Source organism: Streptomyces cinnamoneus (assembly GCF_014650495.1).
Classification (GTDB): Bacteria; Actinomycetota; Actinomycetes; order Streptomycetales; family Streptomycetaceae; genus Streptomyces; species Streptomyces cinnamoneus.
The window spans coordinates 198,571-225,097 of the sequence record NZ_BMVB01000006.1 but is presented as its reverse complement, the minus strand read 5'-3'; the positions used below and the strand labels follow the sequence as shown (position 1 = coordinate 225,097).

The following is a 26,527-nucleotide window of genomic DNA, read 5'->3' as shown; positions in this document are numbered from 1 at the left end:
GGCCACTGACACCGTGAGGAAGGGCTCAGCCGTGCCGGACGACCGCCCGGCGCGTCCCGTACGCGATCAGCGACGCCGTGGCCGCGAGCCCGGCGACCGTCGTCAGTGCCACGGGCAGCGAGCACCACTCCGCGACGAAGCCGATGGCGGGCGGGCCCAGCAGCATGCCGCCGTAGCCGAACGTCGACGCGGCGGCGACGCCGCCGGGGCCGGCCAGCTCGCCCGCCCGGCCGATGGCGACCGGGAAGATGTTGGCCAGTCCCAGGCCGGTGACCGCGAAGCCCGCGAGCGCGCCCCAGGCCGTGGGGGCGAGCGAGCCGGCCAGCATGCCCAGCGCCGCCGTGGCCCCGCCCAGCACCAACACGCGCGTCTGCCCCAGCCGTTCCAGCAGGGCGGTGCCGGTCAGCCGTCCGACGGTCATGGCGAGCGCGAAGACGGAGTACCCGATGGCGGCGAGGCCCGGCCGGGCGGAGAGGTCCTGTTCGAGGTGGAGCGCGCCCCAGTCGGCGAGCGCCCCCTCGCCGTAGGCCGTGCACAGGGCGATCAGGCCGAACACGGCGACCAGGCGGCGCTCACGCCCCCTCGCGCGCCCGCCGCCGGGTGCCTGTGTCTCCTGCGGGTGATTCCCGTCAGGGGCCGTGGTGCGGGCCGGGCGCTCCGGCGGCCGGGGAGCGGGGTGGGAGAGCAGGGTACGGCCGGCCACCGCCGCGACGACGAGCCCGGTCGCGGTCAGGAGCAGCAGGTGCCGGGTGACGGACAGCTGGCCCGCGAGCAGCCCGCCGAGCCCCGCCCCCAGCATCCCGCCGACGCTGAACGCGGCGTGGAAGCTGGGCATCACCGGCCTGCGCAGCGCGGCGACGAGGTCGACGGCCGCGCTGTTCATGGCGACGTTGATGCCGCCGTAGGCGGCGCCGAAGGCGAGCAGGACCAGCCCGAGGGCCGGCGCGGAGTGGGTCAGCGGGGGCAGCGCGATGCCCAGCGACATCAGGACCGCGGCGGCGACCGTGACCGGATGGCTGCCGAAGCGCCGGCACAGCCGGCCGGTGGCCACCATGGTGGCCACCGCACCGGCCGACACGCCGAGCAGCGCCAGGCCGAGGCCGCCCGCGGAGGCCCCGGTCTGTTCCTTGATGGCGGGAATGCGGACCACCCAGCCGGCGAAGAGGAAGCCGTCCAGGGCGAAGAAGAGGGTCAGGGCGGTACGGAGGCGGCGGAGCGCGGGACTGTCCGAAACCGGATGTCCGCCCCGGGTCAGGGCCGTCCGTATTTTGTTTAGCGTCGGCACAAAGTCAGAATAGGGGCGTGACGCAGACTCGGACAACACGTTTGGAGCGTGGCCGGGGCGCCCTCGGCCCGGCCCTGGCGCTCGTACACACCGGACGCGCCCCCACGCGCGCCGTGCTCACCGCCGAACTCGGGGTGACCCGCGCGACCGCGGGCGCCGTGGCCGCCGAGCTGGAGGCGCTGGGGCTGATCCAGGTCGACCCGCACCCGATCGCGGCGGCCGGCTCCCAGGGCCGGCCGTCCCACGGGCTCTCCATCGCCCCGCACGGGCCGGTCGTCCTCGCCGCGCAGATCCACGCGGACGGCTTCCGCGCCGCCCTCGTCGGACTCGGCGGCCGCATGGTCGCCACCGCCCCCGGCTGCATGACCGTGCCCGCGGACCCCGCCCGCATCATCGACGCCGTGGTCGAGGCCGGGGCGGAGCTGCTGCGTGCGACCCGGCGGCGCTGCCTGGGCGCGGGGCTCGCGGTGCCGTCGGCCGTCGCCGAGCCCGACGGTACGGCCCTGAACCCGCTGCACCTGTCCTGGCCCACGGGCGCCCCCGTCGCGGAGCTGTTCTCCGAGGCCCTCGCGAAGTCGGGGGTGCTCGGCCCGGGCGGCACCCCCGTCACCGGTGTCGCGGGGAACGACGTCAACCTCGCCGCCCTCGCCGAGCACCGCCACGGCGCGGGCCGCGGGGCCCGGCACCTGCTCTGCGTGGCCACCGGCCACCGCGGCGTCGGCGGCGCGCTCGTCGTCGACGGCCGGGTGCACAGCGGCAGCTCCGGCCTGGCCCTGGAGGTGGGGCACCTCACCGTCAACCCCGCGGGCATGCCCTGCCACTGCGGAAGCCGCGGCTGCCTCGACGTGGAGACGGATCCGCTGGCCTTCCTCACCGCCGCCGGGCGCGAGCCCGGCCCGGCCGTCTCCCTGTTGCAGCAGTCCCGCGACCTGCTCCGTTCGGAGTACGCCGACCCCACCGTGCGGGAGGCGGCCGAACTCGTCGTCGACCGGCTCGGCCTCGGCCTGGCGGGGCTGGTGAACATCCTCAACCCCGACCGCATCGTCCTCGGCGGCCTCCACCGCGAGCTCCTGGAGGCCGACCCCGAGCGGCTGCGCGCGGTCGTTGCGGACCGCAGCCTGTGGGGCCGCAGCGGCAGCGTGCCGATCCTGTCCGGCACGCTCGACCACAACAGCCTCATCGGGGCCGCCGAAGCGGCCTGGCAACCGGTCCTGGACGACCCGCTGGCGGCGCTGGGCTGAACCGGCGCGACGCCCCTGCAGGCGGCGTCCCTGCCGCAGCCCCCCGTCCGCCGCGGCCGGGTCCGTGCGTCCCGGCCGTCCTTCCGTGCCGCCCCTGCGCGCCGCTCCGGCCCGCCGGTTTGCCGCCCGGTCAGCCGGGGACGGCCGCCCGCACGGGGGAGCGCGTCTGCAGCGCCGCCGGACGCAGCCTCACCGGGGCGCTGCGGAAGGCCGGTTCGTCCAGGGGAGGCAGCCCGAGAGCAGGCCGGTCGAAGGTGACGGCGGTCTCCGTGCTCCGCGCGGCCCGGGGCGCGGCGGGCGTGGCCTGCGGGACGGACAGCGTGAACCAGACGACCTTGCCGCCGTCGTGGCGCTCCCGCACGCCCCAGCTCGAACTCAGCGCCGCCACCAGGGCGAGGCCGCGGCCGTGCGTGCTGTCGGCCGCCGCGTCGCCGACCGTGGGCAGCCGCGGATCGTGATCCCGCACCGAGACCGTGAGCCGGTCCAGCATGAAGTCGATCTCGACCGTGCAGCGCTTGTCCGGCTCCGCATGCTGGTGGACGTTGGTCAGCAGCTCGGTGACACCGAGCGCCGCAAGGTCGATGAGCGGATCGAGATGCCAGTAGCGCAGCTGCGCAGATACGATTCTGCGGACCTGGCCGATCCGCGGCGGCAGAGCCTGGAGCTCTACGGTGCAGTGCTTGTTCACTCGGCTGATCACGGCTGCGACTCCCTGGGAAGTAGGGCTGGCCTGACGCAGATACACGTGGCGATACGCGGAAACGCGTGGCGATACGCGCCTTTTCCGGGTCGGCGGCCCCCGGCCGCCGGCCCCGCCGGCGGGTCCCGGAGCGCAGCACGACCGCTGGCCCGTAGCGTGACCGCCGACCACCCTCAGTGATGCCGGTACGCATAAAGCGTCGACTCTCGCGGCCACCTTCGCAACTCCTGCACCCCTCAGTGCTTCGGCGTGCTTCCGTGCGCCGACCGCACGACCTCCAGGAAACGGTTGACCGCAGCCGCTCCGCCGTTCTCGGCGGCGGCCCCCGGAGCGCTCAGGGTGAGGGTGTAGCGATTGCCGTTGACGGTGGCCCGTGCCCGGTCCCCGGCCGAGAACCACGGTTTGCTCGCCTGGACCGAGCCCACGGGCGCACTGTCGATTTCCCGGCCGTAGCTGGTCAGCAGCTCCAGCCTGCCGTTGTGGATCTTCACCTGGCCGGCCCGGGTGAGGGAGCGACGGGATCGTTCGATCCGCACCCCGGTCGCACTGAACTCCGGCTCCGCCACGGCGCACCGCCTCTCCGGCCGAACGGTCTCCTCTCGTGCGCAGTCTGCCCGCGAGCAGGCCGGTGCACCAGTACACCTTTATGATCGAAACACCCGAATGATCCGTATCAGAAGCGATCCGCATTCGACCGGACGGACAGCCTCCGGCCGGCCACCGGCACCGTGAGGAGCAGCGCGTGAACGCCACAGCGCACCCGGGGGCGGCCGGCGCGGCAAAGCCGCCGGGCGGCTCCCCCCTCCCCACCCTGGACGTGGACCGCAGCGACCCGGCGTACCGGGCCTGGCTGAAGGAAGCGGTCCGCAAGGTCCAGGCGGACGCGAACCGTTCCGCCGACACCCACCTGCTGCGCTTCCCGCTGCCGCCCGAGTGGGGCATCGACCTGTATTTCAAGGACGAGTCCACCCACCCGACGGGCAGCCTCAAGCACCGCCTGGCCCGGTCGCTGTTCCTCTACGGGCTGTGCAACGGCTGGATCCGGCCCGACGCGTGCGTCATCGAGGCGTCCAGCGGCTCCACCGCCGTCTCCGAGGCGTACTTCGCCAAGCTGATCGGGGTGCCCTTCATCGCCGTCATGCCGCGCACGACGAGCAGGGAGAAGTGCCGGCTGATCGAATTCCACGGCGGGCGCTGCCACTTCGTGGACGACCCGCGGGCGGTGTACGCGGAGGCGGCCGCCCTCGCCCGGCGCACCGGCGGGCATTACATCGACCAGTTCACCTACGCGGAACGGGCCACCGACTGGCGCGGCAACAACAACATCGCCGAGTCGGTCTACCACCAGCTCCGGCTGGAGCGGTACCCCGTGCCCGCCTGGATCGTGGCCACCGCGGGCACCGGCGGCACGTCGGCCACCATCGCCCGCTACATCCGCTACATGCAGTACGACACCCGCGTCTGCGTCGCCGACCCGGAGAACTCCTGCTTCTTCGAGGGCTGGCGCGACCACGACCCGGCCGCGCGCAACGACCGCGGCTCGCGCATCGAGGGCATCGGCCGTCCGCGCATGGAGCCGAGCTTCGTGCCGGGTGCGATCGACCGGATGATGAAAGTCCCGGACGCCGCGAGCGTCGCGGCCGTGCGCGCCCTGGAACTGGCCATCGGCCGCAAGGCGGGCGGCTCCACCGGCACCGGCCTGTGGAGCGCCCTGAAGATCGTCGCCGAGATGGTCGGCGAGGGGCGCCCGGGCAGCGTCGTCACCCTCATCTGCGATCCCGGGGAGCGGTACCTCGACAAGTACTACTCCGACGCCTGGCTCGCCGAACAGGGCTTGGACATCACGCCGTACACCATGGCCATCAGCGCCTTCCTGGCCACCGGCCGCTGGCCCTGCTGACCGGGCCGGGCGCCGTCACTCCGCGGAGCGCCGGACGTCCACCGGGTCCGCCGAGGCGTCGGCCACCACCAGTTCGGGCAGACGCTCGGCGATCTCCGCACGCGCCCTGGTGGGCAGCCCGGCGTCCGTCACCAGCGCGTCGACCTCCTCCAGGGCGGCGAAGGAACTCAGCCCGACCGTGCCCCACTTCGTGTGGTCCGCCAGCACCACCACCCGCCGGGCCGACCGCACGAAGTGACGGTTCGTCTCCGCCTCGGCGAGGTTGGGCGTCGACAGGCCGGCCTCCACCGAAATGCCGTGCACACCGATGAACAGCACGTCGAAGTGGAGCGACCGGATCGCCGCGTCCGCGACCGGCCCGACCAGCGTGTCGGAGGGCGTGCGCACCCCGCCCGTCAGCACGACCGTCGCCGCGCCCGGCCGCGCCGCCGGGCCGGACGCCGTGACCGACCGCTGGGCGTGGTGGAAGACATCGGCGACCCGCACCGAATTCGTGACGACCGTCAGATCCGGGATGTCCACCAACTGGTGGGCCAGGGCGAAGGCCGTCGTCCCGCCCGCCAGCGCTATCGCACTCCCGCGAGCGGCCATGCGGGCCGCGGCCCGCGCGATGTCCTGCTTGGCGCTGAGCTCCAGCGCCGACTTTGCCTCGAACCCCGGCTCGTGCGTGGTCGCCTCCGCCACCGGCACCGCGCCACCGTGCACCTTCTCCACGACGCCCTGCCGGGCCAGCGCGTCCAGGTCGCGACGGACCGTCATGTCCGAGACGTTCAGGCGTCTCGTCAGCTCGTTGACCCGCGCCCCGCCCCGCCGTCTGATCTCGTCGAGGATCAGGGCGCGTCGCTGCTCCGCCAGGAGATTCTGGTTGACGCCCACCCGGCCCGTCCTTTCCGGTCGGCCACCGCTCACCACGCGGGCATATCCTCCCATGCACGTATGACAGTGGCCGGATCCGTTCAGGCGGGCGGGAGTTCGGGCAGATCCTCCGGATACAGCAGACTCAGATCGTCGGTGCTCGGCGCCGCCAGCTGCGCCACCCGGCCCGCGTGCCGCTCCACCATCGCCTCGAACGTCTGCCGCGCGGTACGGCCGTTGCCGAACGCCGGACCCTTCGGGATCGCCGCGAAGTAGCGCAGCAGCGCCTCGGCCGCACCCTCGCCGATGCGGTACTCGTGCTCGTCCGCCTGCTGCCGCACGATGCGCAACAGCTCCTCGGGCCCGTAGTCGCCGAAGGTGATGGTGCGTGAGAAACGCGAAGCCACACCGGGGTTGACGGTCAGGAAGCGCTCCATCTCGGCGGTGTAGCCGGCGACGATGACCACCACCTCGTCACGGTGGTCCTCCATCAGCTTCACCAGCGTGTCGATGGCCTCCCGGCCGAAGTCGCGCCCGGAGTCCTCCGGGCACAGCGCGTACGCCTCGTCGATGAAGAGGACCCCGCCGCGCGCCCGGTCGAACGCCTCCTGGGTGCGCAGGGCCGTCGACCCGATATGCTCGCCCACCAGGTCCACGCGCGAGACCTCCACCAGGTGACCGCGCTGCAACACCCCCAGCGAGGCGAGGATCTCGCCGTACAGCCGGGCCACGGTCGTCTTGCCCGTACCCGGCGAGCCGGTGAAGACCAGGTGCCGGCGGACGGAGGCGGCCTTGAGCCCCGCCTCCAGCCGCCGCCGCCCCACCTCGATCATGTCCGTCAGGGCCCGCACCTCGCGCTTGACGCTCTCCAGTCCCACCAGCGCGTCCAGTTCACCGAGCACGGCCGACGAGGAACGCTCCTCCCCGGCCCCCTCGCCCGGCGGCGGCGCGGCCGCACCGGCACCGGGCGAACGTGGCCCCGGCACCCCCGCCGACGGCGGCGTGACGGGCCGGTCGGCCGTCGCCACGGCGGCCACCGGCGCCGCGGCGCGCGTGGCGGAGCCCGGCACCGCTCCCTCGTCGCTCGTGCAGCCGCGGCTGACCGGACCCTCCTCGGCGAAGGCGTAGCCGCCGCGCGCACACCGCTCCGTACGGCAGCCCGTCAAGGTCGCCCGGCAGCCGTCGATGACGTGGAAGCCGTAGCCGTCGCTGCCCGTCACCCGGCAGGTGTCGAACGTGCCGCGGCCCTCCGCCGACACGTAGAAGCCGGCCTCCGCCGGCGAGGTCACCGTGCAGCGCTCGACGACCGGGTCCGCGCCCTTGGTGACGATCACCCCGGTCGACGTGGCGTCCACGGCACAGTCCGCCAGCGCGCCGCCGCTGCCGTGGCCGCGGAACCAGACGCCGGTGGTGGCCTCGCGGATGCGGCAGTCCGCCAGGCGGGCCGTCGCCCCGCCGCTCACCGACACGGCCGTGCCCCGCACCCGCGACAGGTCGCTGTCCGAGACCTCCGCGCGCGAACCGCGGTCCAGCACGAACAGCGCGTCCGGCACGTCGTGCACCCGGCAGGAGGCGAGGGCGGCGCTCGCGCCGTCGCTCACCCACACCGCCGGGTAGTCGCCCGTGCTCTCGTGGATCTCGCACTCGCCGGCCTCCACCCGCGTGCCCGGATCCCACACCGACAGGCCGTTGCGGCCGAAGCGCCGGACGGCCGAGCGCGTCATCGTCAGCACCGAGCGGGAGCGCAGGTCGACCGCGTTCTCCGGGACGTCGTGGATGTCGCAGTCGGCCAGCGTCAGCACCGCGTCGGTGTCCAGCGTCACGCCGTCCGCGGACGTGCGGTGCACCCGGCAGTCCGTGAGGCGGCCCGTGGCGCGCCCCGCCACCTGCACACCGGTGCCCGTGATCTCGTACACCTCGCAGCCGACCGCCTCCAGCGCGCTGCCCTCGCCGGTCAGCGACAACCCCGCACCCCGGGCGTGGTGCACCCGGCAGCGTTCCAGGCGCGGCTCGGCCCCGCCGCGCACGCTGACGCCCGCCTGCCCGGCCGCCACCACCTCGCACTCCTCGAAGACGCCGCCCGCACCGTCCAGCACGCTGATGCCGATGCCCCCGGGATTGTCGACGGTGCAGCGCCGCACCGCCGGCCGGGCGCCGCCGCGCACCTCGATGCCGGCGGCCGAGCGCGTCACCACCCGCAGGTCGGCCAGGTCCGGCTCCGCACCCCCCTCGACGAGGAGCGCCGGCTCGGTCGCGTCATGACCCTCGATCCACAGGTCCCGCAGGACCGCCGGGCCCCGCAGCGTCACGGCCACGCCCTCGGCCGGCGCGATCCGCACCGAGCCCCGCGCGCCGCCCTCGCTGCCCCGCAGGGTGACGGCGCGGGAGACGACCAGGTTCTCCCGGTACGTGCCCGGCGCCACGGACAGCACGTCGCCGTCGGCCGCCGCCTCCAGGGCCGCTGCGAGGGAGTCGTACTCTCCCGTGCGCCGCCGCCAGCGCGACGTGCCGGTGTGCGTCACGTGGACCGAGCCCTGTGCCATGGTGCTGCTGCGCCCCCACCTCGACGTGTGTGTGCATCCGGGACGGATGAGTACCGGCCGGCCCCACCGTAGCGCGCGCGGGGCACGGGAGTTGACCTCTCGGCTCCTTGCCCGTCGGTGGTCAACTGCCCGCGTCCGCCCGGCCCCAGGTGTGCCCGGCCCGGTCCCACGCGCGGTCCCACCGGGCGTACCGCCGTTGCACGAGTCGCCAGACGAACAGCCGGCGCACCCCTTCCACCAGGCCGGCCGCGGCGGCGGCCGAGCCCAGCCCGGCGAGGGCCGCGTGGACGCCGGCGGTGGCACCGTCCATGGGACGGCCGGCGACCTCCCCCCGGTCGTCCGTCCACAGCGGGAAGCGCTCGCCGGGGCGCGCGGCCTGGCGGACGGCCACCAGACCGCTGTGCTCCCGCCCGTCCCGCCCCCGCCAGTGCGCCAGGACCCTGCGGTAGCCCTCGCGCCCGGCGGAGGACTCGTGGTCCGTGCCGTCGGAACCACCGGAGACCGACCGGACGACGGTGGCGCTCGCCAGGTGCCGGTGCCGGTGCTGGGCGTGGACGGCCTCCTGCAGCGCCCCATGGGCGAGGGAGCCGGTGAACCAGCCGACCGCCGGTCCCACGAGGAGCATCAGCACCAGGGCCACCACCCCCGCCCAGGCTTCGAGGACATCGGTCCGGCGGCGCAGCGGATTGCGCCGCCACCGCCATACGAACGCCGTCGAGCGCATGGTGCTCACCCCCTACGCGTCCGTAAATACCTCACACAGGGCATCGCATGCGGAGGAAGGCGGCGGAGAGAGCAAAATCACCCCTCGCGGAGGGCGGCCGGGGCGGCGCGTTGACGGCGGGACGTCAGTCGAGGACCTCGAAGGCGTCCCCGACCCGCACCACTCCGGTGTGCTCCGGTATCAGGTTCTGGCCGAACACCAGCTTCTTGCCGATCCGGTGGTGCCGGGCGAGCGTGCGCAGCGGCTCCTTGCCGCGCTCGGCCGTGCGCTGGTCGGTCGTGGTGACGACGCAGCGGCCGCAGGGCTTGACGACGCGGAAGGCGACCTCGCCGATGCGCACCCGGCGCCAGCCGTCCTCGGCCCAGGGCTCGGTGCCGTCGACCACCACGTTGGGCCGGAAGCGGTCCATGGGCAGCGGGCCCTCGCCGGGATGGTCGCCCGCGGCGATCAGGGAGTTGAGCTCCTGCAGCGAGGCGGTCGTGGTGAGGAGCAGCGGATAGCCGTCGGCGAAGCTGACCGTGTCGCCGGGGGCCGCGTAGCGCGGGTCGGCCGGGCGGCGGCGCGCGGGGTCGTCCATGTACAGCAGCCGGGCCCCGGTGCCCAGGTAGGCGGTCAGCCACGCGTCGGCCGCGGCGCCCGCACGGACCGCCTCGACCTTGTCCTCGAAGATCTCCACCGGGGTCGTGCCGGCTTCGTCCCCGTGCGGTGGCACGGGGACGTCGAGCGGCGCGAGCCCCGGGGCGGTGAGCCGCACACCACCGTCCGGGAGCGGCTCGGCCGAGGCCAACGCCAGCCTCGGCTGCTGCCGTTGGGTGATGAACCGGCCGTCCGGCGTGGCCAGCATCCACCTCCGGTCCCCGGCGAGCCCCCACGGCTCCACGGCCGCCTCACCGGGCGCACACCCCGCCATCGACTTGACCGGATAGAAGTGGACGGCTGTCAGCACGGACTTGTACATGCAGCCATTTTGCCAGCCGGATATGACGATTGACCGGCCGGGACGGACGTCAGTAGCCGCCCTGCTCCGGGTAGGGACGGTTGCCGTACTGCTCGTCGTACGAGGCGGGGCGCGGCGCGGCCGGCCGCATCGCCTCGTAGCCCGCCGGCGCTCCGGGGCCCTGGGGTCCGGCCGCCGGACGCTGCTGCTGCGGGCCCGGGTAGCCGCGCGGCGCCGACGCCTGCTGCGGGATGTAGGGCGCGGCGGCCTGCTGCAGCCCGCCGCCCTGCTGGCCGTACTGCGGCGCCTGGCCGGCGTAGCCCGGCTGCGGGGCCTGCGGCCCCGGGTGGGAGGACGGGCCCGAGGGCAGGGCCGGCAGCGCGGGCAGGTTGCTGCCGCCGCCGAACGAGGGCGGCGTGCCGCCGCCGAAGTCGTACGGCGACGAGACCCGGATCGGCGCGATCTGCGGGGTGCCCCGCTCGGCGACGAGGCTGTCGTAGATGGGGGTGTCCGGGAAGGAGGACGAGGCGTAGTAGCCGCCGCCGTAGGTGCTGCGGGGGGAGGTCATAGCCCATAAGTTAAGCCCATGGTGTGCCGGTTGGGGAGCCCGGTATACCGGTTGATTGCGCTGCTCGCGGGGGTTGTCGACGACCAATGCGAGCGAACTCGGGAAAATCGGTCGCCAAGGTACGTCGGAATCGTGTAAAGACCGGCTCATTTCGGAGCGGCACGGAGGGGTGGTCCATGGGCATGCTGAAAGGCGCCAATGTCCGGATTCCTGCGCAGGTGGTACGGATCGAGCTCGGCTGGCGGACGGGACCCGGCGTCCCCGACGTCGACGCCTCGGCCCTGCTCCTGACCTCGGGCAGGGTCCGCTCCGACGCGGACTTCGTCTTCTACAACCAGCCACGGCACCCCTCCGGCGCGGTGCGCCACGAGGGCAAGCGCTCCGACGGCGCCGGCGTGCGCGAGACCCTCACCGTCGATCTCGGCGCCCTCGAAGCGGCCGTCGGCAGCGTCGTGATCGCGGCCTCCGCCGACGGGGCCGTCTTCGGGCAGGTGCCCGGGCTCCACATCCGGGTCCTGGACGCGGCGGGCGGCGCCGAGCTCGCCCGGTTCGACAGCCGGGACGCCACCGTCGAGACAGCCTTCGTCCTGGGCGAGCTCTACCGGCGCCAGGGCCAGTGGAAGTTCCGGGCCGTGGGGCAGGGGTACAGCAGCGGCCTCCACGGGCTGGCGACCGACTACGGCATCACCGTCGACGACCCCGCGCCCGCACCACCGCCGCGCGCCACCGCCCCCGCGCCACCGCCGCGCGCCACTGCGCCCGCGCCACCGCCCCGGCCCGCCGCCCCCGCGGCACCGGCCTCCCGGACGCCCGCGGCGCGGCCGCCGGAGCCCCGGCCCGTGCCGCCCGCGCGGCCCGTCAAGGTCACGCTCACCAAGGCCGCCCCGGCCGTCTCCCTGGCCAAGCAGGGCGGCACCTCCGGCACCCTGCGCGTCAACCTCAACTGGCAGATGGTGCGGCCGGCCGCCGTCGGCTGGGGGCAGCGGCTGAGCCAGGCCATGGCCGGCCCCACCGCCCTCGACCTGGACCTCGGCGCCCTCTTCGAACTCACCGACGGCACCAAGGGCGTGGTCCAGGCCCTCGGCAACACCTTCGGCTCGCTCCACCGGCCGCCCTACATCCACCTCGACGGTGACGACCGCACCGGTGCGGTGGAGTCCGGCGAGAACTTGACGGTCAACCTCGACCACGCCGGCGCCTTCCGGCGCATCCTCGTGTTCGTCACCATCTACGAGGGCGCCGCCAGCTTCGCCGGCCTGCACGCCACTGTGACCCTCCAGCCGCAGCGCGGTGCCCCCGTCGACTTCCTCCTCGACGAGTGCACGGTGCCCTCCAACGTCTGCGCACTGGCCCTCATCACCAACAACGGCGGCGACCTCGTCGTCCAGCGCGAGGCCCGCTACCTCGTGCCCCGCCGCGGCGTCAGCCCCCAGCGCACCCTCGACGAGGCGTACGGCTGGGGCCTGACGTGGACGCCCGCCCGCAAGTGAGGCCACCGCCCCGCACCCGCGGCCTCAGGGCGCGGCCTCCGGGCGTGCGTACGTACGCCCCTTCCAGGCCGCGCCCCGGCCCCGGTAGTGCTGCACCGCCGAGTCCACCGTCATCAGCAGGTAGAGCACGGCCGTGACCGGAAGCAGGAGCGCCTGCCACGGCGGCTGCCGGTAGTAGCGCAGCATCGGCAGGTACGTCCCCGCCATCACCGCCCACGCCACCGCGCCCGGCACCCACACCGCGGCGGCACCGGACAGCAGGCCCGTCACCACGGCGACCGGCGGCGCCAGATAGATCACCGCCAGCCCCACGACCGTCCCGGCCAGCAGCAGCGGCTGGTGCAGCAGCTGTGCGTAGGCACTGCGCGAGACCATCCGCCACAGGGGCCCGAGCCCCCGGTAGGGCCGCACGCTGTCCACCCGCTCCGCCAGCCCCAGCCAGATCCGGCCGCCGGAGCGCTGCACGGCCCGCGCCAGCGACACGTCGTCGATGACCGCCTGCCGGATGCGGTCCGGCACCCCGGCCCGCTCCGCGGCGTCCCGGCGCAGCAGCACGCACCCGCCGGCGGCGGCCGCGGTCCGGGCGCCCGGCCGGTTGACCCAGCGGAAGGGATAGAGCTGGGCGAAGAAGTACACGAAGGCCGGGACGATCAGCCGCTCCCAGAAGGTCACCACCCGCAGCCGCGCCATCTGCGACACCAGGTCCAGCTTCCGGGAGCGGGCGGCCGCCACCAAGTGCCGCAGGCTCTGTGGGCCGTGCGCGATGTCCGCGTCCGTCAGCAGCAGGTACTCGGCGTCCGTACGGGCCCGGGCGAGCGCCATGCCGTGCCGTACCGCCCACAGCTTGCCGGTCCAGCCCGGGCCGGGTTCCCCGGGGGAGTCCACGGTCAGCGGCAGTCCGCCGCACGCGTCCGCGAGGGTTCGGGCCAGTTCGCCCGTACCGTCCGTACTGCCGTCGTCGACGAGGTAGACCTCCGCCCGGCCCGGATAGTCCTGGGCCAGCAGCGACGGCAGGGTCAGCGGCAGTACGTCCGCCTCGTCCCGGGCCGGCACCACGATCGCCACCGCCGGCCAGTCCCCGGGCGGGGCGCGGTCAGGGAGCCGCACGTCCGTGCGCCAGAAGAAGCCCTGCCCCAGCAGCAGCCAGCCCCAGGCCAGGAGGGAAAAGGCGGTGATCCACGTCAGCGCGCTCACCCGTCGCAGTCTGCCGCACGGACGCCCGCCCGGGGCACCCGCACGGCCGGATCGGCGAAATCGACTAAAGTGGCCGGGTGAAGATCGCGCTCATGGACTCCGGGATCGGCCTCCTGGCGGCTGCCGCCGCCGTGCACCGGCTGCGGCCCGACGCCGACATCGTGCTCTCGTCCGCCCCCGACACCATGCCGTGGGGACCCAGGACTCCCGAGGACGTCACCGAGCGCGCCCTGGCCTGCGCCCGCGCCGCCGCGGCACACCGCCCCGACGCGCTGATCGTCGCCTGCAACACCGCCTCCGTGCACGCACTGGAGGCGATACGCGCCGAGCTGGAGCCGGCCCTGCCCGTCGTCGGCACCGTTCCGGCCATCAAGCCCGCCGCGGCGGGCGGCGGCCCCGTCGCCATCTGGGCCACCCCGGCCACCACGGGCAGTCCCTACCAGCGCGGTCTCATCCACGACTTCGCCTCCGGCGTCGACGTGACCGAGGTGCCCTGCCCGGGCCTGGCCGACGCCGTGGAGCGGGCCGACACCGACGCCATCGAGATCGCGGTCAAGGCGGCCGCCGCCGCCACGCCCCGCACCGTGCGCGGCGTCGTCCTGGGCTGCACCCACTACGAGCTCGTCGCCGACCGCATCCGCGCCGCCGTCGAGGACCCCGCGGGCCCGCCCGTCGAGCTGTACGGCTCGGCCGAGGCTGTCGCCGCCCAGGCCCTGCGCCGCATCGGTGCCGCGCCCGCCCCCGACGCCGAGCCGTCGGGCCGCCTCACCGTCCTGCTCAGCGGCCGGGAAACGGAGCCGGTGTCCGCCGCGCTGGCCTACGCCGAGGGCCGCTCGCTGCTCTCCGTCGGCGCCGCGCGCCCCTGACGCACCCCTGCCGGGTTCGTCCGCGCGCACTCCTGCCAGGGCGGCGGAAGGTGAGTAGGCTTCCCGGTATGAGGGACCACTCCCAGGGCCCGCAGGGTCACGAGGGCTCACGGAGCCCCGAGAGCGACGAGCAGCCGGGTGGGGCGACCCCCGCCGTCTGGACGGGCCGCGCGACCAACCGCGTGCAATGGGTGCTGGCGGCCGCCGGCGCCGCCTGTCTGGCCCTCGGCATCGACCTGGCCGTCGACGGCTCCTGGACCTCCGGGCCGGCCCCTCTGGTGATGGCCGTCGTCGGCTGTGTGGCGGCGGGTCTGCTCATGCTCTACGGCACCCTCGCCTTCGTGCACGTCGCCGTCCGGGTCGACAAGGACACCCTGGAGGTCCGCTGCGGCCACATCGGCGTCCCGCGCACCCGCATTCCGCTGACGCACGTGGTCGGCGCCGACTTCGCTCCCCGGGTCACCCCCCGCCAGTGGGGCGGCTGGGGCTACCGCTGGCGCCCGGAGAAGGGCACGGCCGTCGTCGTGCGGCGCGGCGAGGGCCTCGTGGTGCGGCTCGGCGACGGCCGGACGTTCACGGTCACCGTCGACGACGCCGAAGCGGCCGTCCGCGTCATCCGCGCCCGGCTCCGCCTGCTCGGCGGACGCCCGGCGTCCGCCTGACCCCGGCCCGGGTCACGGCGTCCTCGCACCGCCGTTAGGCTCGGCGCATGCCCATCCCCGACTTCCTCCGTGACCTCCGCGCCACAGCCGGCAACCGGCTGCTCTGGATGCCCGGCGTCAGCGCCGTCGTCCTCGACGACGCCGGCCGGGTGCTGCTCGGCCGTCGCTCCGACACCGGCCAGTGGTCGATCATCGGGGGCATCCCCGAGCCGGGCGAGCAGCCCGCCGCGGCGATCGTGCGCGAGGTCTTCGAGGAGACGGCGGTCCACTGCGTCGCGGAGAAGGTCCTGCTGGTCGAGGCCCTGAAGCCGGTCACCTACCCCAACGGCGACATCTGCCAGTTCATGGACATCTGCTTCGTCGCCCGCGCGGTGGGCGGCGAGGCGTGCGTGAACGACGACGAGTCGCTGGACGTGGGCTGGTTCGAGGCGGACGCGCTGCCGGAGCTGGAGGACTTCGCGCTGACCCGCATCAAGCAGGCGGCGTCGGGGGCGGCCCCCACCTGGTTCGAGGGCCTCGGCCAGGACTGAGCCCACCGGGCCGTCGCGCAGGGCTGATGTGGTGTCAGGCGGCGGCCAAGGGGCTTGTCGATCGGGGTGGTTGACGGGACGTCCGCAGCGGATTCGGCATGGGCGCCGTCGCATCGCCGTCGCTTCGTCGGCGTATCGCCCGGGGGTGCACAAGAGGGGCGCTCGGAGGTCAGTTCGTCACCGGCCAGTTCGTACTGGGTCAGTTCGTCAGCGGCCAGTTCGTACTCGGTCAGTTCGTCACGGACCCGTTCGTATGCACGATCGTTCCAGCGCTCGAAGAAATAACCGGAATTAATTCGGTGCCCATCGTGAGAGTCCTGCGGTGATACCGCACGGCTTCCTCAGCACTGTTGGGAAAGAGGTTGCTTTGCTAAAGTGTCCTCTGCTCATCTTCCGAGAGCAGTCGGGGGTCAGTGAGGATGCACCGCAAAAGCATATGATCGACCGCCCACTCAAACGTCAGCGTGTGCGGCCGTTCCTGCGAACGGAAAAGCGAGCCGACGAGCTGGATACCGGGGCGCTCTGACCCTTGATCAGGCTTCTGATCAGGAAGAAGCCTGAGGTCGCCCCAGTTGCCGTCCCTGCCGCTTGGCGCACCGTCAAACCCCCCGGTCGTATGGCGCGCCCTTGGTTCCAGGGTGTTCTCGCCTGCCCGGGCTGGATCCAGGAACGCGCATGAGAAACATTCGGGCGACCCGCGACTTCTCCCTCGCATTGCGATTGCTATTGTTCAACCAGTTTGGAATCGACATCGGGTTCTATCTCCTGATGCCGTTTCTTGCGGCATACCTGGAACAGGGTCTGGGAATGTCGGCCGCGCTTGTCGGCCTGGTGCTCGGAGCGCGGAATCTCAGCCAGCAGGGCCTGTTCATCCTGGGCGGCTCCGCGGCCGACCGGCTGGGCCCGCGCGTGGTCATCATCACCGGGTGCACGTTGCGCACCGTGGGCTTCGGCCTGTTCGCCTTCGGCAGTTCGCTGTGGCTGCTGCTGTGCGCCTCCGTGCTCACCGGACTCGCGGCGGCCCTGTTCTATCCGGCCGTACGCACCTACGTGGCGCTGGAGTCGGGTGACCGCAAGGCCGAGGCGTTCGCGCTCCTCAACGTCTACGCCACCACCGGTTCACTCCTCGGACTCCTGCTGGGCAGCGTGCTGTTCCTCGCCGACTTCCGGCTCTGCGCGGTGGTGGCCGCCGCCGTCTTCGGCGTGCTGACCATCGCCCAGGCGATGGTGCTGCCCACGCACGGGGCGCCGCCCCGCGGGCCCTCCGCCACCGTGTTCGCCGACTGGCGCGAGGCGTGCTGCAACCGCCGGTTCCTGCTGTTCTGCCTGGCCACCACGGGCATGTTCACCATGGAGAACCAGCTCTACCTGCTGCTGCCCGAAGGGGCACTGGACGCCTCCGGCTGGAAGGGCGCGGCAGGGGTCCTGCTGGCGGCGGGCGCCATCGCCAACATGCTGTTCCAGCTGCGCATCACCAGAGCCCTGGGACGCAACGGCGGCGGCACCCGCTGGGTGAGCTCCGGGCTCGTCGTCATGGGGGTGAGCTTCCTGCCCCCGCTGCTCGTGTGCGGATCCGCGCCGCCGGGGAGCACCGCCGAGGCGCTGGCGCGCACCCTCGTCATGGTGATCGGATCGGTGATGCTCTTCTTCGGCATCATGGTCGCCCACCCGACGGCGATGGAGCTGATCCCGCAGTTCGGTCGCGAGAGCCTGACCGGCACCTACTTCGGGCTCTTCTACGTCTTCTCCGGGATCGCGGCGACCGGCGGCAACGCCGTGGTCGGCCGGGCCATGGACATCGGCAAGCAGGCCGACCTGTACTGGCTGCCCTGGCTGTGCTGCCTGTGCTGGGGGCTGGTCTCCGCGGGCGGGGTGGCCTGGATGTACCGGGCCGGCATGCTGCCCGGCGTACCGGTGCCGTCCGGTGCGCCGGTGGCGGAGGGCCCCGTGGTCAGCACGGGCGGCGGGCAGGGCTCGTCCGTCGTCAAGCGGGCGGCGGCCCCCGTCGTCCCGGTGACCCCGGCCGCACCGAAGACCCCGTCGCCGGGCAAGACGCCCTCGCCGGGCAAGACGCCCAAACGCCCCACGCCCGCACTGGAGCCGACGGCCAACGCGAGCGACGGGATCCGGCAGCAGGACGCGGCCCGGCTGCCCGGCCCGGCCCGGGCGGGTGACGAGGCGTCCGACCAGCCTCCCCGCTGACGGCACCGCCCGTCCGGCCGCCGGTTCGTCCGGCCGCCGGGCGGGCGGGCCCCGACGTCCCCTCGGGGGCGGACGGTCCTGCGGCGATGCGGCTGCCATGGCCGTCGGTCCGGGCAAGGCCGGGGAAGGTGGCGCGTTCACTACCTTGCAGTAGGGAGGGACGCGCCCATAGATTCGAAGGTCCGGGAGCATGGATTCCCGGTCGGCGAAAGGGGCCGGTGCCGGGCAGTCTCGGGGAGGCGTCTTGGTGGGCCTTGCGGACGGCCGCACGCACCGCCCGGGAGACGGATCTCCCGTGCCGCCCAGCCCGGTGGTCGCCCTGCAGCTGTCCGTCGACGGGCGTCCCGCCACCCTGTGGCTCAAATTGGAGTCGCACAACCCGCACGGTTCCGTGAAGGGCAGGACGGCCCTCGCCCTCTGGGAGGACGTCGCCGGCCGCGTGGACGCCCGGTTCGGCATCATCGAGTCCACGTCCGGCAATCTGGGCCTCGCGCTCGCCGCCCTGGCGGCGGCCCACCGGGTGCCGTTCACCGCCGTCGTGGACCCCCGCAGCAGCGCCTCGCTCGTCGACGCCGTACGCGCGCTCGACGGACGGGTGGTCACCGTCGACGAACCGGACGGCGCGGGCGGCTACCTGCTCAGCAGGCTCGCCCACATCGAGCGGCGGCTGGCCGCCCAGCCCCGCCTGGTCTGGCCCAACCAGTACGCCAACCCGGCCAGCCCCGCCGTGCACGTCCGGGAGACCGCCCCCGAGCTACGCGCGCAGATCCACGAGGGCCCGGTCAGCGTCCTGATCGCCGTCTCCACCGGAGGCACCCTGGCCGGCTTCCGCGACTACGCCCTGGCGGCCCGGCCGCACTGGGAGCTGGTCGGCGTGGACGTCGTCGGCTCGGCCGCCCTCGGCGGCGCCTCCGGCCGGCGCGTGCTGTCGGGCATCGGCGCGAGCCGCCCCTCGGCCTTCCTGCCCGGCGGCCACCGGCCCACCGTCCGCATCACCCCCCAGGAGGCGGTCAGCGCCTGCCTGTGGCTCGCGGGGGCCACCGGCATCGGCGTCGGCGGCAGTTCCGGCGCGCTGATCGCCACGGCTCTGCGGCTCTTCCGCGGCACCCCCCGGCGCACCGCCGCGGCATGCCTGTGCCCGGACGGCGCCGACCGCTACCTCGACACCGTCTACTCGGCGCCGTGGCGGAACCGCCAGAGCCTGGTGCCCGTGGACGTCGGACGGGGCGTGGAGATCCTCGCCGTGCACGACCCGCCCCGCCACCCCGGCGCGCGCGCCGCCGCCCCCTGGGCCGGCCGCGGTGCCCCGGCCCCGTACGACCACGGGAAGGAACGGTTTCGATGAGCGCGGCCGACCCCCGGCGCGAATGGGACGAACGCGCCGGCGTACGCACCTGCCCACGCCGCCGGCTCGGTGACGAACTGGACGCCGGACAGCTGTTCTTCCCGCCCGCCCTCGTCCCCTACGGCGACCATCCGCGGGTCCGCGCACTGCCCGCCCCCCACCGCAGAGCGCTCTTCGCCCGGCACCTCTACCACTACCTCGACTTCACCACCCAGTTCGAGACCCGGGTGGTCAACCGGGTCACGGAACGCATCGCCGGCGGCCGCAGCGGCCTGGACGTCCGCACCGCGACCCGCCTCGACGCCTACCGCATCTACGTCGACGAGGGCTACCACTCCCTGTGCAGCCTCGACGTCATCGACCAGCTCTCCCGCGCCAGCGGCATCGCCCCCGCCCCCTACGACTTCGCCCCCTTCCTCGCGCGGCTCGACGCGGTGGGGGAGGGCGCGCTGCCCGACGCGGGCCGCCTCGCCCAGCTGCTGCAGGTCGTCGTCTTCGAAACGCTGATCACGGCGATCCTCAACGACGTGCCCAAGGACCCCCGCGTCCTCACCCTCGTACGGGACACCGTCCGCGACCACGCCCGCGACGAGGGCCGCCACCACGTCTTCTTCGCCGGGCTCTTCCGCGAGGTCTGGGGCCAGCAGCCCGCCGCCCTGCGCGGCCGCATCGCCCGCTGCCTGCCGGGCCTCATCCGCTCCAGCCTGCTGCCCGACCTGCGCCCGGTACGGGCCTCGCTGGCCGCCGCGGGGCTCGGCCCCGCCGACGTCGCCGCGGTCGTCGCGGACTCCTACCCGGCCGACCGGGTCGACCAGGGCATCAGGACCGCCTCCCGGCACGCCGTCCGGCTGTTCGAGGAGACCGGAGTGCTGGACGTGCCCGGGGGCCGCGAAGCCTTCTCCACCGCCGAACTGTTGCGCTGACCCGAACCGGCCGGAGCCGGTCCGCCACGCGGTACGGCCGGGCGCCGGCCCGCCACGAACCGAGGAGTGAGGTCTCATGGGCGACACCCCGCCCGGCCCCGGCCGGGAACGCGGACTGTTCTCACTGGCCGAGCTGCCACCCCCGCTGATGACGAGCCTCACCGCCCGGTCCGTCGAGCTGTTCCACGACCCGGCGGCCCACGACCGCCCGCTGGCCGGACAGGTGGCGGGCGTGCTGTTCACCCGGACCTCGACCCGCACCCGGACCGCCTTCACCGTCGGCGCCGTCCGGCTGGGCGCCGTACCGGTCACCTACGGCCCCGGCGACCTGCAGCTCAACACCGGCGAGTCCATACCCGACACCGGACGGGTCCTCGGCGCCATGCTCGACCTCCTCGTCGCCCGCACCGCCGGCCCCCTCGACGAGCTGCGCCGGCTCTCCCGCCACGGCCGGCTGCCGGTCGTCAACGCCATGGCCGCCGAGGAACACCCCAGCCAGGGCGTCTGCGACCTCGCCACCCTCGCGCTCACCTTCGGCGACCTCACCGGCATCCGCGTGCTCTACGTGGGCGAGGGCAACAACACCGCGGTCGCCCTGGCCCACGGCCTCGCCGCCGTCCCCGGCGCCCACCTCACCTTCGCCACCCCCGTCGGGTACGGCGTCCCCGCGGACGAGCTGCGCACGGCGGAGCGGCGGGCGGGCACGGTGGGCGCGGTCGTCGAGCAGATCCACGGCCTCGCCGCCGCCCCCCGGAACGTGGACGTCGTCTACACCACCCGCTGGCAGACCACCGGCACCGCCAAGCCCGACCCCGGCTGGCGGGAGGCGTTCCGCCCGTTCCACGTCGACGAGGCGCTGCTGGACCGCTGGCCCCGGGCCTCCTTCATGCACGACCTGCCCGCCCACCGCGGCGACGAGGTCGCGGGCCGCGTCCTGGACGGTCCCCGGTCGCTGGCCTGGACCCAGGCGGCGATGAAGCTGTCCAGCGCGATGGCGGTGCTGGAGTGGGTGGCGGGCCTCCACCGCTGACGCCGCGACCGCGACCGCGTTCGGGCCTGGGCCTGGGCCTGGGCCGGGCCCGCACCGAGCCCGTTTTCGACTGCCACTGCCACTGCCACTGCCACTGCGACTTCGACTGCGACTTTGACTTCGACTGACGACAGGGGTCCCGATGCCGAACGTCTCCCGCGTCCTGTCCTACCGACACCTCGTCGGGGACGACTTCGTTCCGCCCACCTCCCCGCAGGTCTTCTTCGAACCCGCCGACACCGAGACCGGGGTCTGGGTGGCGGGCGACCTGCTGACCCCCGGCGGTTCCGTCCTCGACCTCGGGTCGGGCAGCGGCGCGGCGGCCGCCGCCATGGCCCGCGCCGGGGCGGCCCGCGTCCACGGCATCGACTCGGGCGCGCAGACGGTCGCCTGGGCGAGCGCGCACTACGCCTCGCCCGCCTCCCGCAACGGCAACCGCCCGGGCGAGGGCCGGGTCACCGTGGCACAGGGCGATTTCGCCCGCATGACCACCGAGGAGCTGCTGGCCACCGCCCCCCTGCCGCTGCCCCGGCCGCTCGTGGTCACCAGCAACCCGCCCTACGTCCCGCTCACCCTGCGAGCCGACGCCCAGCGGCGCTCCATCAGCGGGGGCGACGACGGGCTGAAGTGGGCTCCGGCCGTCATCGGCCACGGCCGCGCGCTGCGCACCGACCTGGGCCTCACCATCGGCAGCTACTCCACGCCCCGCAAGGCCGTGCAACTACTGGAGGCGGCCGGCTACCGCGTGCACGCCGTCACGCTGTGCCCGCTCCCGCTGGGCGAGTTCACCCTGGACAACATGGAGCAGGTGCTGGCCCTGGAAGAAGCGGGCGAGGCGGTCCTGTGGCGGGCCCGCCGCGGGGCACCCGCCTACTTCATCGTCGGCCTGGCCTGTCGCTGGACCGGGCCCGGCAGGACGGCCGCGGGCCACGAGCGCCTCTCCGGCGACGGGCTGCTGGGGCTGCTGCACCTCGCGGCCCGCTCCCGCACGTCCCGGCTGGAGGCGCTGGACGGCCCGCGCCCGGACGGCTGGAACGGCCCCCTGCGGGTCCTGGACCTGCCGGAGGCCACGGTCCGCCACCACTGGTGAGCGCGAGCCGCACAGGTGACCGCCCAGGATGACCCGTGGCACACGGAGCGTGACGGAAGGCGGTCGGCGGCGAGCCGTCCCGGTCGCAGCCCGGCGCTGCCCCTCCCGGCTGCGAGCCGCCCCGCCCCGCCCGCCGCCCGGGCCGGCGCACCGCGCGCACGTCTTGCGCCACCGGGCACCGCACCGCAGAGTCGAGGCATGGCCATCGCAACGGTGAACCCCGCGAACGGCGAGACGCTCAAGACCTTCGACGCGCTCGGCCCGGAGGAGACCGAGCGCCGTGTGGCCGCGGCCGCGGCGGCCTTCCGGCACCACCGCACCACGGGCTTCGCCGAGCGCTCGCAGCTGCTCCTGCGCGCCGCCGAGCTCCTGGACGACGACTGCGACGACATCGCCCGCACCATGACCACCGAGATGGGAAAGCCGCTGGCCGCGGCCCGCGCGGAGGCCGCCAAGTGCGCGAAGGCGATGCGCTGGTACGCCCGCAACGCCGAGCGGCTCCTGGCCGACGAGCACCCCCCGGAAGCGGAGGTCAAGGACGCCGGGGCCTCGTACGCCCGCGTCCACTACCGCCCGCTGGGCGTGATCCTCGCCGTCATGCCGTGGAACTTCCCCCTCTGGCAGGTCGTCCGTTTCGCGGCGCCCGCCCTCATGGCGGGGAACGTCGGCCTGCTCAAGCACGCCTCGAACGTGCCGCAGACCGCGCTCTACCTGGAGGACCTCTTCCGCAGAGCGGGCTTCCCCGAGGGCTGCTTCCAGACGCTGCTGGTGGGCTCCGATGCCGTGGAGTCGCTGCTGCGCGACCCGCGGATCGCCGCGGCGACCCTCACCGGCAGCGAACCGGCGGGCCGTTCGGTCGCGGCGATCGCCGGCGACGAGGTGAAGAAGACGGTCCTGGAGCTGGGCGGCAGCGACCCCTACGTGGTGATGCCCTCGGCCGACGTGGCCCGCGCCATCCGGACCGCCGTGACGGCCCGGGTCCAGAACAACGGGCAGTCCTGCATCGCGGCGAAGCGCTTCATCGTGCACGCCGACGTGTACGACGCCTTCGCCGAGCGCTTCACAGCCCTGATGACGGGGCTGACCGTGGGCGACCCGATGGAGGAGTCCACGGACGTCGGCCCGCTCGCCACCGAACGCGGCCGCGCGGACCTGGAAGAACTCGTCGACGACGCCGTGCGCCGCGGCGCGACCGCCCTGTGCGGCGCCCGCCGCCCGCCAGCCCCTGCGGATCTGTCCAGGGGCTGGTACTACGAACCCACCGTCCTCGCCGACGTGACCCCGGCCATGCGCATCCACCACGAGGAGGCGTTCGGCCCCGTGGCCGTGCTCTACCGCGTGCGCGACCTCGACGAGGCGATCGAGGTGGCCAACGACTCGCCGTTCGGGCTCAGTTCCAATGTGTGGACCCGCGACGAGGACGAACAGCGCCGCTTCGTACGGGACATGGAAGCGGGCGGCGTCTTCTTCAACGGCATGACGGCCTCCCACCCTGCACTGCCCTTCGGCGGCGTGAAGCGCTCCGGCTACGGCAGGGAACTCGCGGGCCACGGCATCCGGGAGTTCTGCAACGCCACGACGGTGTGGCACGCCGCGGAGCCGGACCGGGGCCGGTCGTAGCGCGCAGCGCCGGGAGCCTCGCCCGTGGTCACCGCCCCCAGCGGAGCCCGGCGGTCTGCACGGGGGCGTCGTACAGCCGCAGCAGTTCGTCGTCGACCCGGCACAGCGTGACCGAGGCGCCCGCCATGTCGAGGGACGTCACGTAATTGCCCACGAGCGAACGCGCGACCGGCACGCCGCGCTGGCGCAGCACGCGGTGCACCTCGGCGGTGAAGCCGTAGAGCTCCAGCAGCGGCGTTCCGCCGGCCCCGTTGACGAGGACCAGCACCGGCCCGTTCGGCTGCAGGTCCTCCAGCACGGCGTTGACGGCGAAGTCCGCGATCTCGCCGGAGGTCATCATGGCCCGCCGCTCCCGGCCGGGCTCGCCGTGGATGCCCACGCCCAGCTCCAGCTCCCCGGCCGGCAGGTCGAAGGTGGGGCTGCCCTTGGCCGGGGTCGTACAGGCGGCGAGCGCGACGCCGAAGCTCCGCGAGGAATCGTTCACCCGCCGGGCGACGGCCTCGACCCGCTCCAGCGGAGCCCCCGCCTCGGCCGCCGCCCCCGCGATCTTCTCCACGAAGAGCGTGGCTCCGGTGCCGCGCCGCCCGGCGGTGTACAGACTGTCGGTCACGGCGACGTCGTCGTTGACCAGAACGCTGGCGACCTGGATGCCCTCGTCCTCGGCGAGCTCGGCGGCCATATTGAAGTTGAGCACGTCGCCCGTGTAGTTCTTGACGATGAACAGCACGCCCCGGCCACTGTCGACGGCCGCGGCGGCCCGCACCATCTGATCGGGCACGGGCGAGGTGAACACCTCACCGGGACACGCGGCATCCAGCATCCCCACCCCCACGAACCCCCCGTGCAACGGCTCATGCCCCGACCCCCCACCGGATACCAGCCCCACCTTCCCGGCCACGGGCGCATCCCGCCGCACGACGACCCGCCGCTCGACGTCAACGGCCAGCTCAGGATGCGCAGCGGCCATGCCCCGCAGGGCATCGGCGACGACGGTCTCGGGGACGTTGATGAGCATTTTCATGCGGGGCTCCTGGGAGTGTTGGGCAGAGTCGGCGACGGTCTCCGGCGGTACTGATGCTGGCCTAATGCTGACTTTACTGACAAACAATCAGTTTCGAGGAGGGGTTGCTGAGCGCGATGAGTGCGTTGGGAGCCAAGAGTGACTGTGAACGGCAGGCCGACGGGGCACCCGTGTGCCGTGAGCCGAGGCCACGCGCTCACGCTGGTCTGGCCCAGCTGGATCGAGCACCGTGGGGGTGCCCGCGCCGCGTGTGAGGACCGGCATGGGAATGTCGGGGATTCGCCCCAGGGTGCGCGCGGGTCGGTGACGGCCAGTCAGGCATCCTGGGTGAACGTGGTGGCCGGCACGATGACGAGGGCGAGGCCGGTGACGACGGCGCCGGTGGCGTTGATGACCCGCACCGTCAACCCCCGCCGTCCCACGGCCGCGTCGCCCTCGCCGCGGAGCTAGATCTCCCACGCTCACGATGTCTCGCGGGCGACTTGGACAGCAACATGTTGTCCAGTGTCCTGATCAGGTTGAAAGTTCCTCAGGTTGATCTCTTGGCCGATTAGAGTGTTGCTGGACAAGGGCGCCGATCGAGCCGCGGCGCGGTGGAAAGGTGAGTCGGTACGGATGAGCGGGGTACCCACGCGGGTCGGCCGATACACGGTGGCGCGGGAGCTCGGCTCGGGCGGGATGGGTGAGGTCTATCTCGCCTACACGCCGGCAGGTGATCCGGTCGCGGTGAAGGTGATCCGCAACGACAAGCTCGATCCGCTGACGCGTGCGCGCTTCGAGAAGGAGGCGCTGATCGCCCGCACGGTGATCGGCACGAACCGGGTGGCCCGCTTCCTGGATGCGGACCCTTACGCAGACCGGCCGTGGCTGGCCATGGAGTACGTGGCCGGGCGCACCCTGCTGGCCTGTGTGGACAGCGACGGTGCGCTTCCGCTGCCTCTGGTGGCCAGCCTCGGGGCACTGCTCGGCGAGGGCTTGTCGGGAGTCCACGCCGCGGGGTTGCTCCATCGGGACCTGAAACCGCAAAACGTCATCCTGGGCGATGACGGCCCGATGATCATCGACTTCGGGCTGGGCGCGTTCATGGATGCCTCGCAGGAGACGCTGTCGCACAGCGGCATGATCATCGGCACCGTCCGATGCATGCCGCCGGAGCAGGCCGGCGGCCATCCGCAGGTGTCCCCCGCAGCGGATGTGTATGCGCTGGGCACGGTCCTGCTGTACGCGACAGCTCGCCACTATCCGTACGACGGATCGCGCTGGGAGGCGATTGCGGCGCAGGTGACCAATCCCGAGATCGCTCCCGATCTCTCTGGTGTGCCTGCGCCTCTGGTGCCCCTGTTGGAGTCGATGCTGGCCCACGCACCGGAGGGGCGGCCGACTCTGCAGGCGGTCTCCGATGCGTGCGCGGAGATCCTCTCCGACTTCGGGGTGACACCGGCAGCTGCCCGGCTCGCGCTGATCGCCCACACCAAGGGTGGCCGGGATCCGTCGTCTCCTGGCGATCCGTTGACGGTGTCGCTCGAGAAGCTCATCCACGAACAGGCCGACTGTAGTGGGGACGACGAACCGGCGAGCCCGCTCGACGACCCTGTGAGGGTGACACAGGCCGAAGCCGACGAACCCGAGCCGGAGCCGCAAGAGCCTGAGGCTCTCGTGTCCGATCCACCCCCGGGTTCTGGGAGACGGAACGCCCCACCGGAAGTGGGCGCGTCCAGGGGACGGCATCCGGCGTCGAAGCGGATTGCGGACGAGCTGCGCGCGTTGTATGCCGCCGATCCTGTTCTGTGACTGCTGCGCT

General features: G+C 73.6%; 23 protein-coding genes. 13 read left to right on the top strand and 10 right to left on the bottom strand.

The annotated features are described in order from the left end of the window. Positions 1-25: 25 nt before the first annotated feature. Positions 26-1,285, bottom strand: coding sequence for an MFS transporter (locus IE182_RS11475; protein ID WP_190109623.1), 1,260 nt, complete (start codon positions 1,283-1,285; stop codon positions 26-28). Between the two features lie 17 nt (positions 1,286-1,302). Here IE182_RS11475 and IE182_RS11470 point away from each other — a divergent pair, with 17 nt between their 5' ends. Then, the gene (locus tag IE182_RS11470; protein WP_190109622.1) at positions 1,303-2,526 is read left to right on the top strand and encodes an ROK family protein; all 1,224 of its coding nucleotides are present in this window, start codon (positions 1,303-1,305) and stop codon (positions 2,524-2,526) included. 130 nt (positions 2,527-2,656) lie between these two features. On the opposite strand, the gene IE182_RS11465 is transcribed toward IE182_RS11470, so the two are convergent. Together IE182_RS11465 and IE182_RS11460 are read right to left on the bottom strand one after the other, a co-directional pair. Further along, positions 2,657-3,226 carry an ATP-binding protein gene (locus IE182_RS11465; protein ID WP_190109621.1) on the bottom strand — a complete coding sequence of 190 codons (570 nt, stop codon included), beginning with the start codon at positions 3,224-3,226 and terminating at the stop codon, positions 2,657-2,659. Positions 3,227-3,462: 236 nt separating this feature from the next. Continuing rightward, positions 3,463-3,792: a hypothetical protein gene (locus IE182_RS11460; RefSeq protein WP_190109620.1), complete on the bottom strand. Its 330-nt coding sequence runs from the start codon at positions 3,790-3,792 to the stop codon at positions 3,463-3,465. A 245-nt stretch (positions 3,793-4,037) separates the two neighbouring features. Here IE182_RS11460 and cds1 point away from each other — a divergent pair, with 245 nt between their 5' ends. Then, positions 4,038-5,126, top strand: coding sequence for an L-cysteine desulfhydrase Cds1 (gene cds1 / locus IE182_RS11455; RefSeq protein WP_308432106.1), 1,089 nt, complete (start codon positions 4,038-4,040; stop codon positions 5,124-5,126). Positions 5,127-5,141: 15 nt separating this feature from the next. Here cds1 and IE182_RS11450 read toward each other — a convergent pair whose 3' ends face one another. The 5 genes from IE182_RS11450 to IE182_RS11430 form a co-directional block, all read right to left on the bottom strand. Then, positions 5,142-6,002, bottom strand: a complete 861-nt coding sequence (locus IE182_RS11450; protein WP_190109618.1) for a DeoR/GlpR family DNA-binding transcription regulator — start codon at positions 6,000-6,002, stop codon at positions 5,142-5,144. Between the two features lie 80 nt (positions 6,003-6,082). Then, complete coding sequence (locus IE182_RS11445) at positions 6,083-8,524, bottom strand: right-handed parallel beta-helix repeat-containing protein (protein ID WP_190109617.1); 2,442 nt, start codon at positions 8,522-8,524, stop codon at positions 6,083-6,085. Positions 8,525-8,645: 121 nt separating this feature from the next. Further along, positions 8,646-9,248: an Rv1733c family protein gene (locus IE182_RS11440; protein ID WP_190109746.1), complete on the bottom strand. Its 603-nt coding sequence runs from the start codon at positions 9,246-9,248 to the stop codon at positions 8,646-8,648. Between the two features lie 124 nt (positions 9,249-9,372). After that, positions 9,373-10,206 carry an MOSC domain-containing protein gene (locus IE182_RS11435; protein WP_190109616.1) on the bottom strand — a complete coding sequence of 278 codons (834 nt, stop codon included), beginning with the start codon at positions 10,204-10,206 and terminating at the stop codon, positions 9,373-9,375. 49 nt (positions 10,207-10,255) lie between these two features. Next, on the bottom strand, positions 10,256-10,753 hold the full coding sequence (locus IE182_RS11430) for a DUF6643 family protein (protein ID WP_190109615.1): 498 nt from the start codon (positions 10,751-10,753) through the stop codon (positions 10,256-10,258). A 182-nt stretch (positions 10,754-10,935) separates the two neighbouring features. Between IE182_RS11430 and IE182_RS11425 the strand changes: the two genes are divergently transcribed. Then, complete coding sequence (locus tag IE182_RS11425; protein ID WP_190109745.1) at positions 10,936-12,243, top strand: TerD family protein; 1,308 nt, start codon at positions 10,936-10,938, stop codon at positions 12,241-12,243. 24 nt (positions 12,244-12,267) lie between these two features. Here IE182_RS11425 and IE182_RS11420 read toward each other — a convergent pair whose 3' ends face one another. After that, positions 12,268-13,428, bottom strand: coding sequence for a glycosyltransferase (locus IE182_RS11420; protein ID WP_190109744.1), 1,161 nt, complete (start codon positions 13,426-13,428; stop codon positions 12,268-12,270). An 86-nt stretch (positions 13,429-13,514) separates the two neighbouring features. Here IE182_RS11420 and IE182_RS11415 point away from each other — a divergent pair, with 86 nt between their 5' ends. The 9 genes from IE182_RS11415 to IE182_RS11375 all read left to right on the top strand — a co-directional run bounded on the left by IE182_RS11415 (position 13,515) and on the right by IE182_RS11375 (position 23,705). Then, the gene (locus IE182_RS11415) at positions 13,515-14,303 is read left to right on the top strand and encodes a glutamate racemase (RefSeq protein WP_190109614.1); all 789 of its coding nucleotides are present in this window, start codon (positions 13,515-13,517) and stop codon (positions 14,301-14,303) included. A gap of 68 nt (positions 14,304-14,371) precedes the next feature. Further along, positions 14,372-14,965 carry a hypothetical protein gene (locus IE182_RS11410; protein ID WP_190109613.1) on the top strand — a complete coding sequence of 198 codons (594 nt, stop codon included), beginning with the start codon at positions 14,372-14,374 and terminating at the stop codon, positions 14,963-14,965. Positions 14,966-15,012: 47 nt separating this feature from the next. Continuing rightward, positions 15,013-15,495, top strand: coding sequence for an NUDIX hydrolase (locus IE182_RS11405; RefSeq protein WP_190109612.1), 483 nt, complete (start codon positions 15,013-15,015; stop codon positions 15,493-15,495). Positions 15,496-16,170: 675 nt separating this feature from the next. Continuing rightward, complete coding sequence (locus tag IE182_RS11400; protein WP_190109611.1) at positions 16,171-17,697, top strand: MFS transporter; 1,527 nt, start codon at positions 16,171-16,173, stop codon at positions 17,695-17,697. A gap of 295 nt (positions 17,698-17,992) precedes the next feature. Continuing rightward, complete coding sequence (locus tag IE182_RS11395; protein ID WP_190109610.1) at positions 17,993-19,042, top strand: pyridoxal-phosphate dependent enzyme; 1,050 nt, start codon at positions 17,993-17,995, stop codon at positions 19,040-19,042. Further along, positions 19,039-19,965, top strand: coding sequence for a diiron oxygenase (locus IE182_RS11390; RefSeq protein WP_190109609.1), 927 nt, complete (start codon positions 19,039-19,041; stop codon positions 19,963-19,965). The genes IE182_RS11395 and IE182_RS11390 overlap by 4 nt, the downstream gene beginning before the upstream one ends. 76 nt (positions 19,966-20,041) lie before the next feature. Beyond that, positions 20,042-20,995 carry an ornithine carbamoyltransferase gene (locus IE182_RS11385; protein WP_190109608.1) on the top strand — a complete coding sequence of 318 codons (954 nt, stop codon included), beginning with the start codon at positions 20,042-20,044 and terminating at the stop codon, positions 20,993-20,995. A gap of 142 nt (positions 20,996-21,137) precedes the next feature. Continuing rightward, positions 21,138-22,085, top strand: a complete 948-nt coding sequence (locus tag IE182_RS11380) for a methyltransferase domain-containing protein (RefSeq protein ID WP_190109607.1) — start codon at positions 21,138-21,140, stop codon at positions 22,083-22,085. 198 nt (positions 22,086-22,283) lie between these two features. Next, a complete protein-coding gene (locus IE182_RS11375; protein ID WP_190109606.1) occupies positions 22,284-23,705 on the top strand; it encodes an NADP-dependent succinic semialdehyde dehydrogenase in 1,422 nt (473 codons plus the stop codon). A gap of 28 nt (positions 23,706-23,733) precedes the next feature. On the opposite strand, the gene dhaK is transcribed toward IE182_RS11375, so the two are convergent. Continuing rightward, positions 23,734-24,726 carry a dihydroxyacetone kinase subunit DhaK gene (gene dhaK / locus IE182_RS11370; RefSeq protein ID WP_190109605.1) on the bottom strand — a complete coding sequence of 331 codons (993 nt, stop codon included), beginning with the start codon at positions 24,724-24,726 and terminating at the stop codon, positions 23,734-23,736. Positions 24,727-25,341: 615 nt separating this feature from the next. Between dhaK and IE182_RS11365 the strand changes: the two genes are divergently transcribed. After that, the gene (locus tag IE182_RS11365; RefSeq protein WP_190109604.1) at positions 25,342-26,517 is read left to right on the top strand and encodes a serine/threonine-protein kinase; all 1,176 of its coding nucleotides are present in this window, start codon (positions 25,342-25,344) and stop codon (positions 26,515-26,517) included. The last annotated feature ends 10 nt before the right edge of the window (positions 26,518-26,527 follow it).

Bases quoted from the DNA above. Each gene is read 5' to 3' on its own strand.
- IE182_RS11445 (WP_190109617.1), bottom strand. From the start codon at position 8,524: ATGGCACAGGGCTCGGTCCACGTGACGCACACCGGCACGTCGCGCTGG.
- IE182_RS11440 (WP_190109746.1), bottom strand. From the start codon at position 9,248: ATGCGCTCGACGGCGTTCGTATGGCGGTGGCGGCGCAATCCGCTGCGC.
- IE182_RS11435 (WP_190109616.1), bottom strand. From the start codon at position 10,206: ATGTACAAGTCCGTGCTGACAGCCGTCCACTTCTATCCGGTCAAGTCG.
- IE182_RS11430 (WP_190109615.1), bottom strand. From the start codon at position 10,753: ATGACCTCCCCCCGCAGCACCTACGGCGGCGGCTACTACGCCTCGTCC.
- IE182_RS11425 (WP_190109745.1), top strand. From the start codon at position 10,936: ATGCTGAAAGGCGCCAATGTCCGGATTCCTGCGCAGGTGGTACGGATC.
- IE182_RS11410 (WP_190109613.1), top strand. From the start codon at position 14,372: ATGAGGGACCACTCCCAGGGCCCGCAGGGTCACGAGGGCTCACGGAGC.
- IE182_RS11405 (WP_190109612.1), top strand. From the start codon at position 15,013: ATGCCCATCCCCGACTTCCTCCGTGACCTCCGCGCCACAGCCGGCAAC.
- IE182_RS11400 (WP_190109611.1), top strand. From the start codon at position 16,171: ATGAGAAACATTCGGGCGACCCGCGACTTCTCCCTCGCATTGCGATTG.
- IE182_RS11390 (WP_190109609.1), top strand. From the start codon at position 19,039: ATGAGCGCGGCCGACCCCCGGCGCGAATGGGACGAACGCGCCGGCGTA.
- IE182_RS11385 (WP_190109608.1), top strand. From the start codon at position 20,042: ATGGGCGACACCCCGCCCGGCCCCGGCCGGGAACGCGGACTGTTCTCA.
- IE182_RS11380 (WP_190109607.1), top strand. From the start codon at position 21,138: ATGCCGAACGTCTCCCGCGTCCTGTCCTACCGACACCTCGTCGGGGAC.
- IE182_RS11375 (WP_190109606.1), top strand. From the start codon at position 22,284: ATGGCCATCGCAACGGTGAACCCCGCGAACGGCGAGACGCTCAAGACC.
- dhaK (WP_190109605.1), bottom strand. From the start codon at position 24,726: ATGAAAATGCTCATCAACGTCCCCGAGACCGTCGTCGCCGATGCCCTG.
- IE182_RS11365 (WP_190109604.1), top strand. From the start codon at position 25,342: ATGAGCGGGGTACCCACGCGGGTCGGCCGATACACGGTGGCGCGGGAG.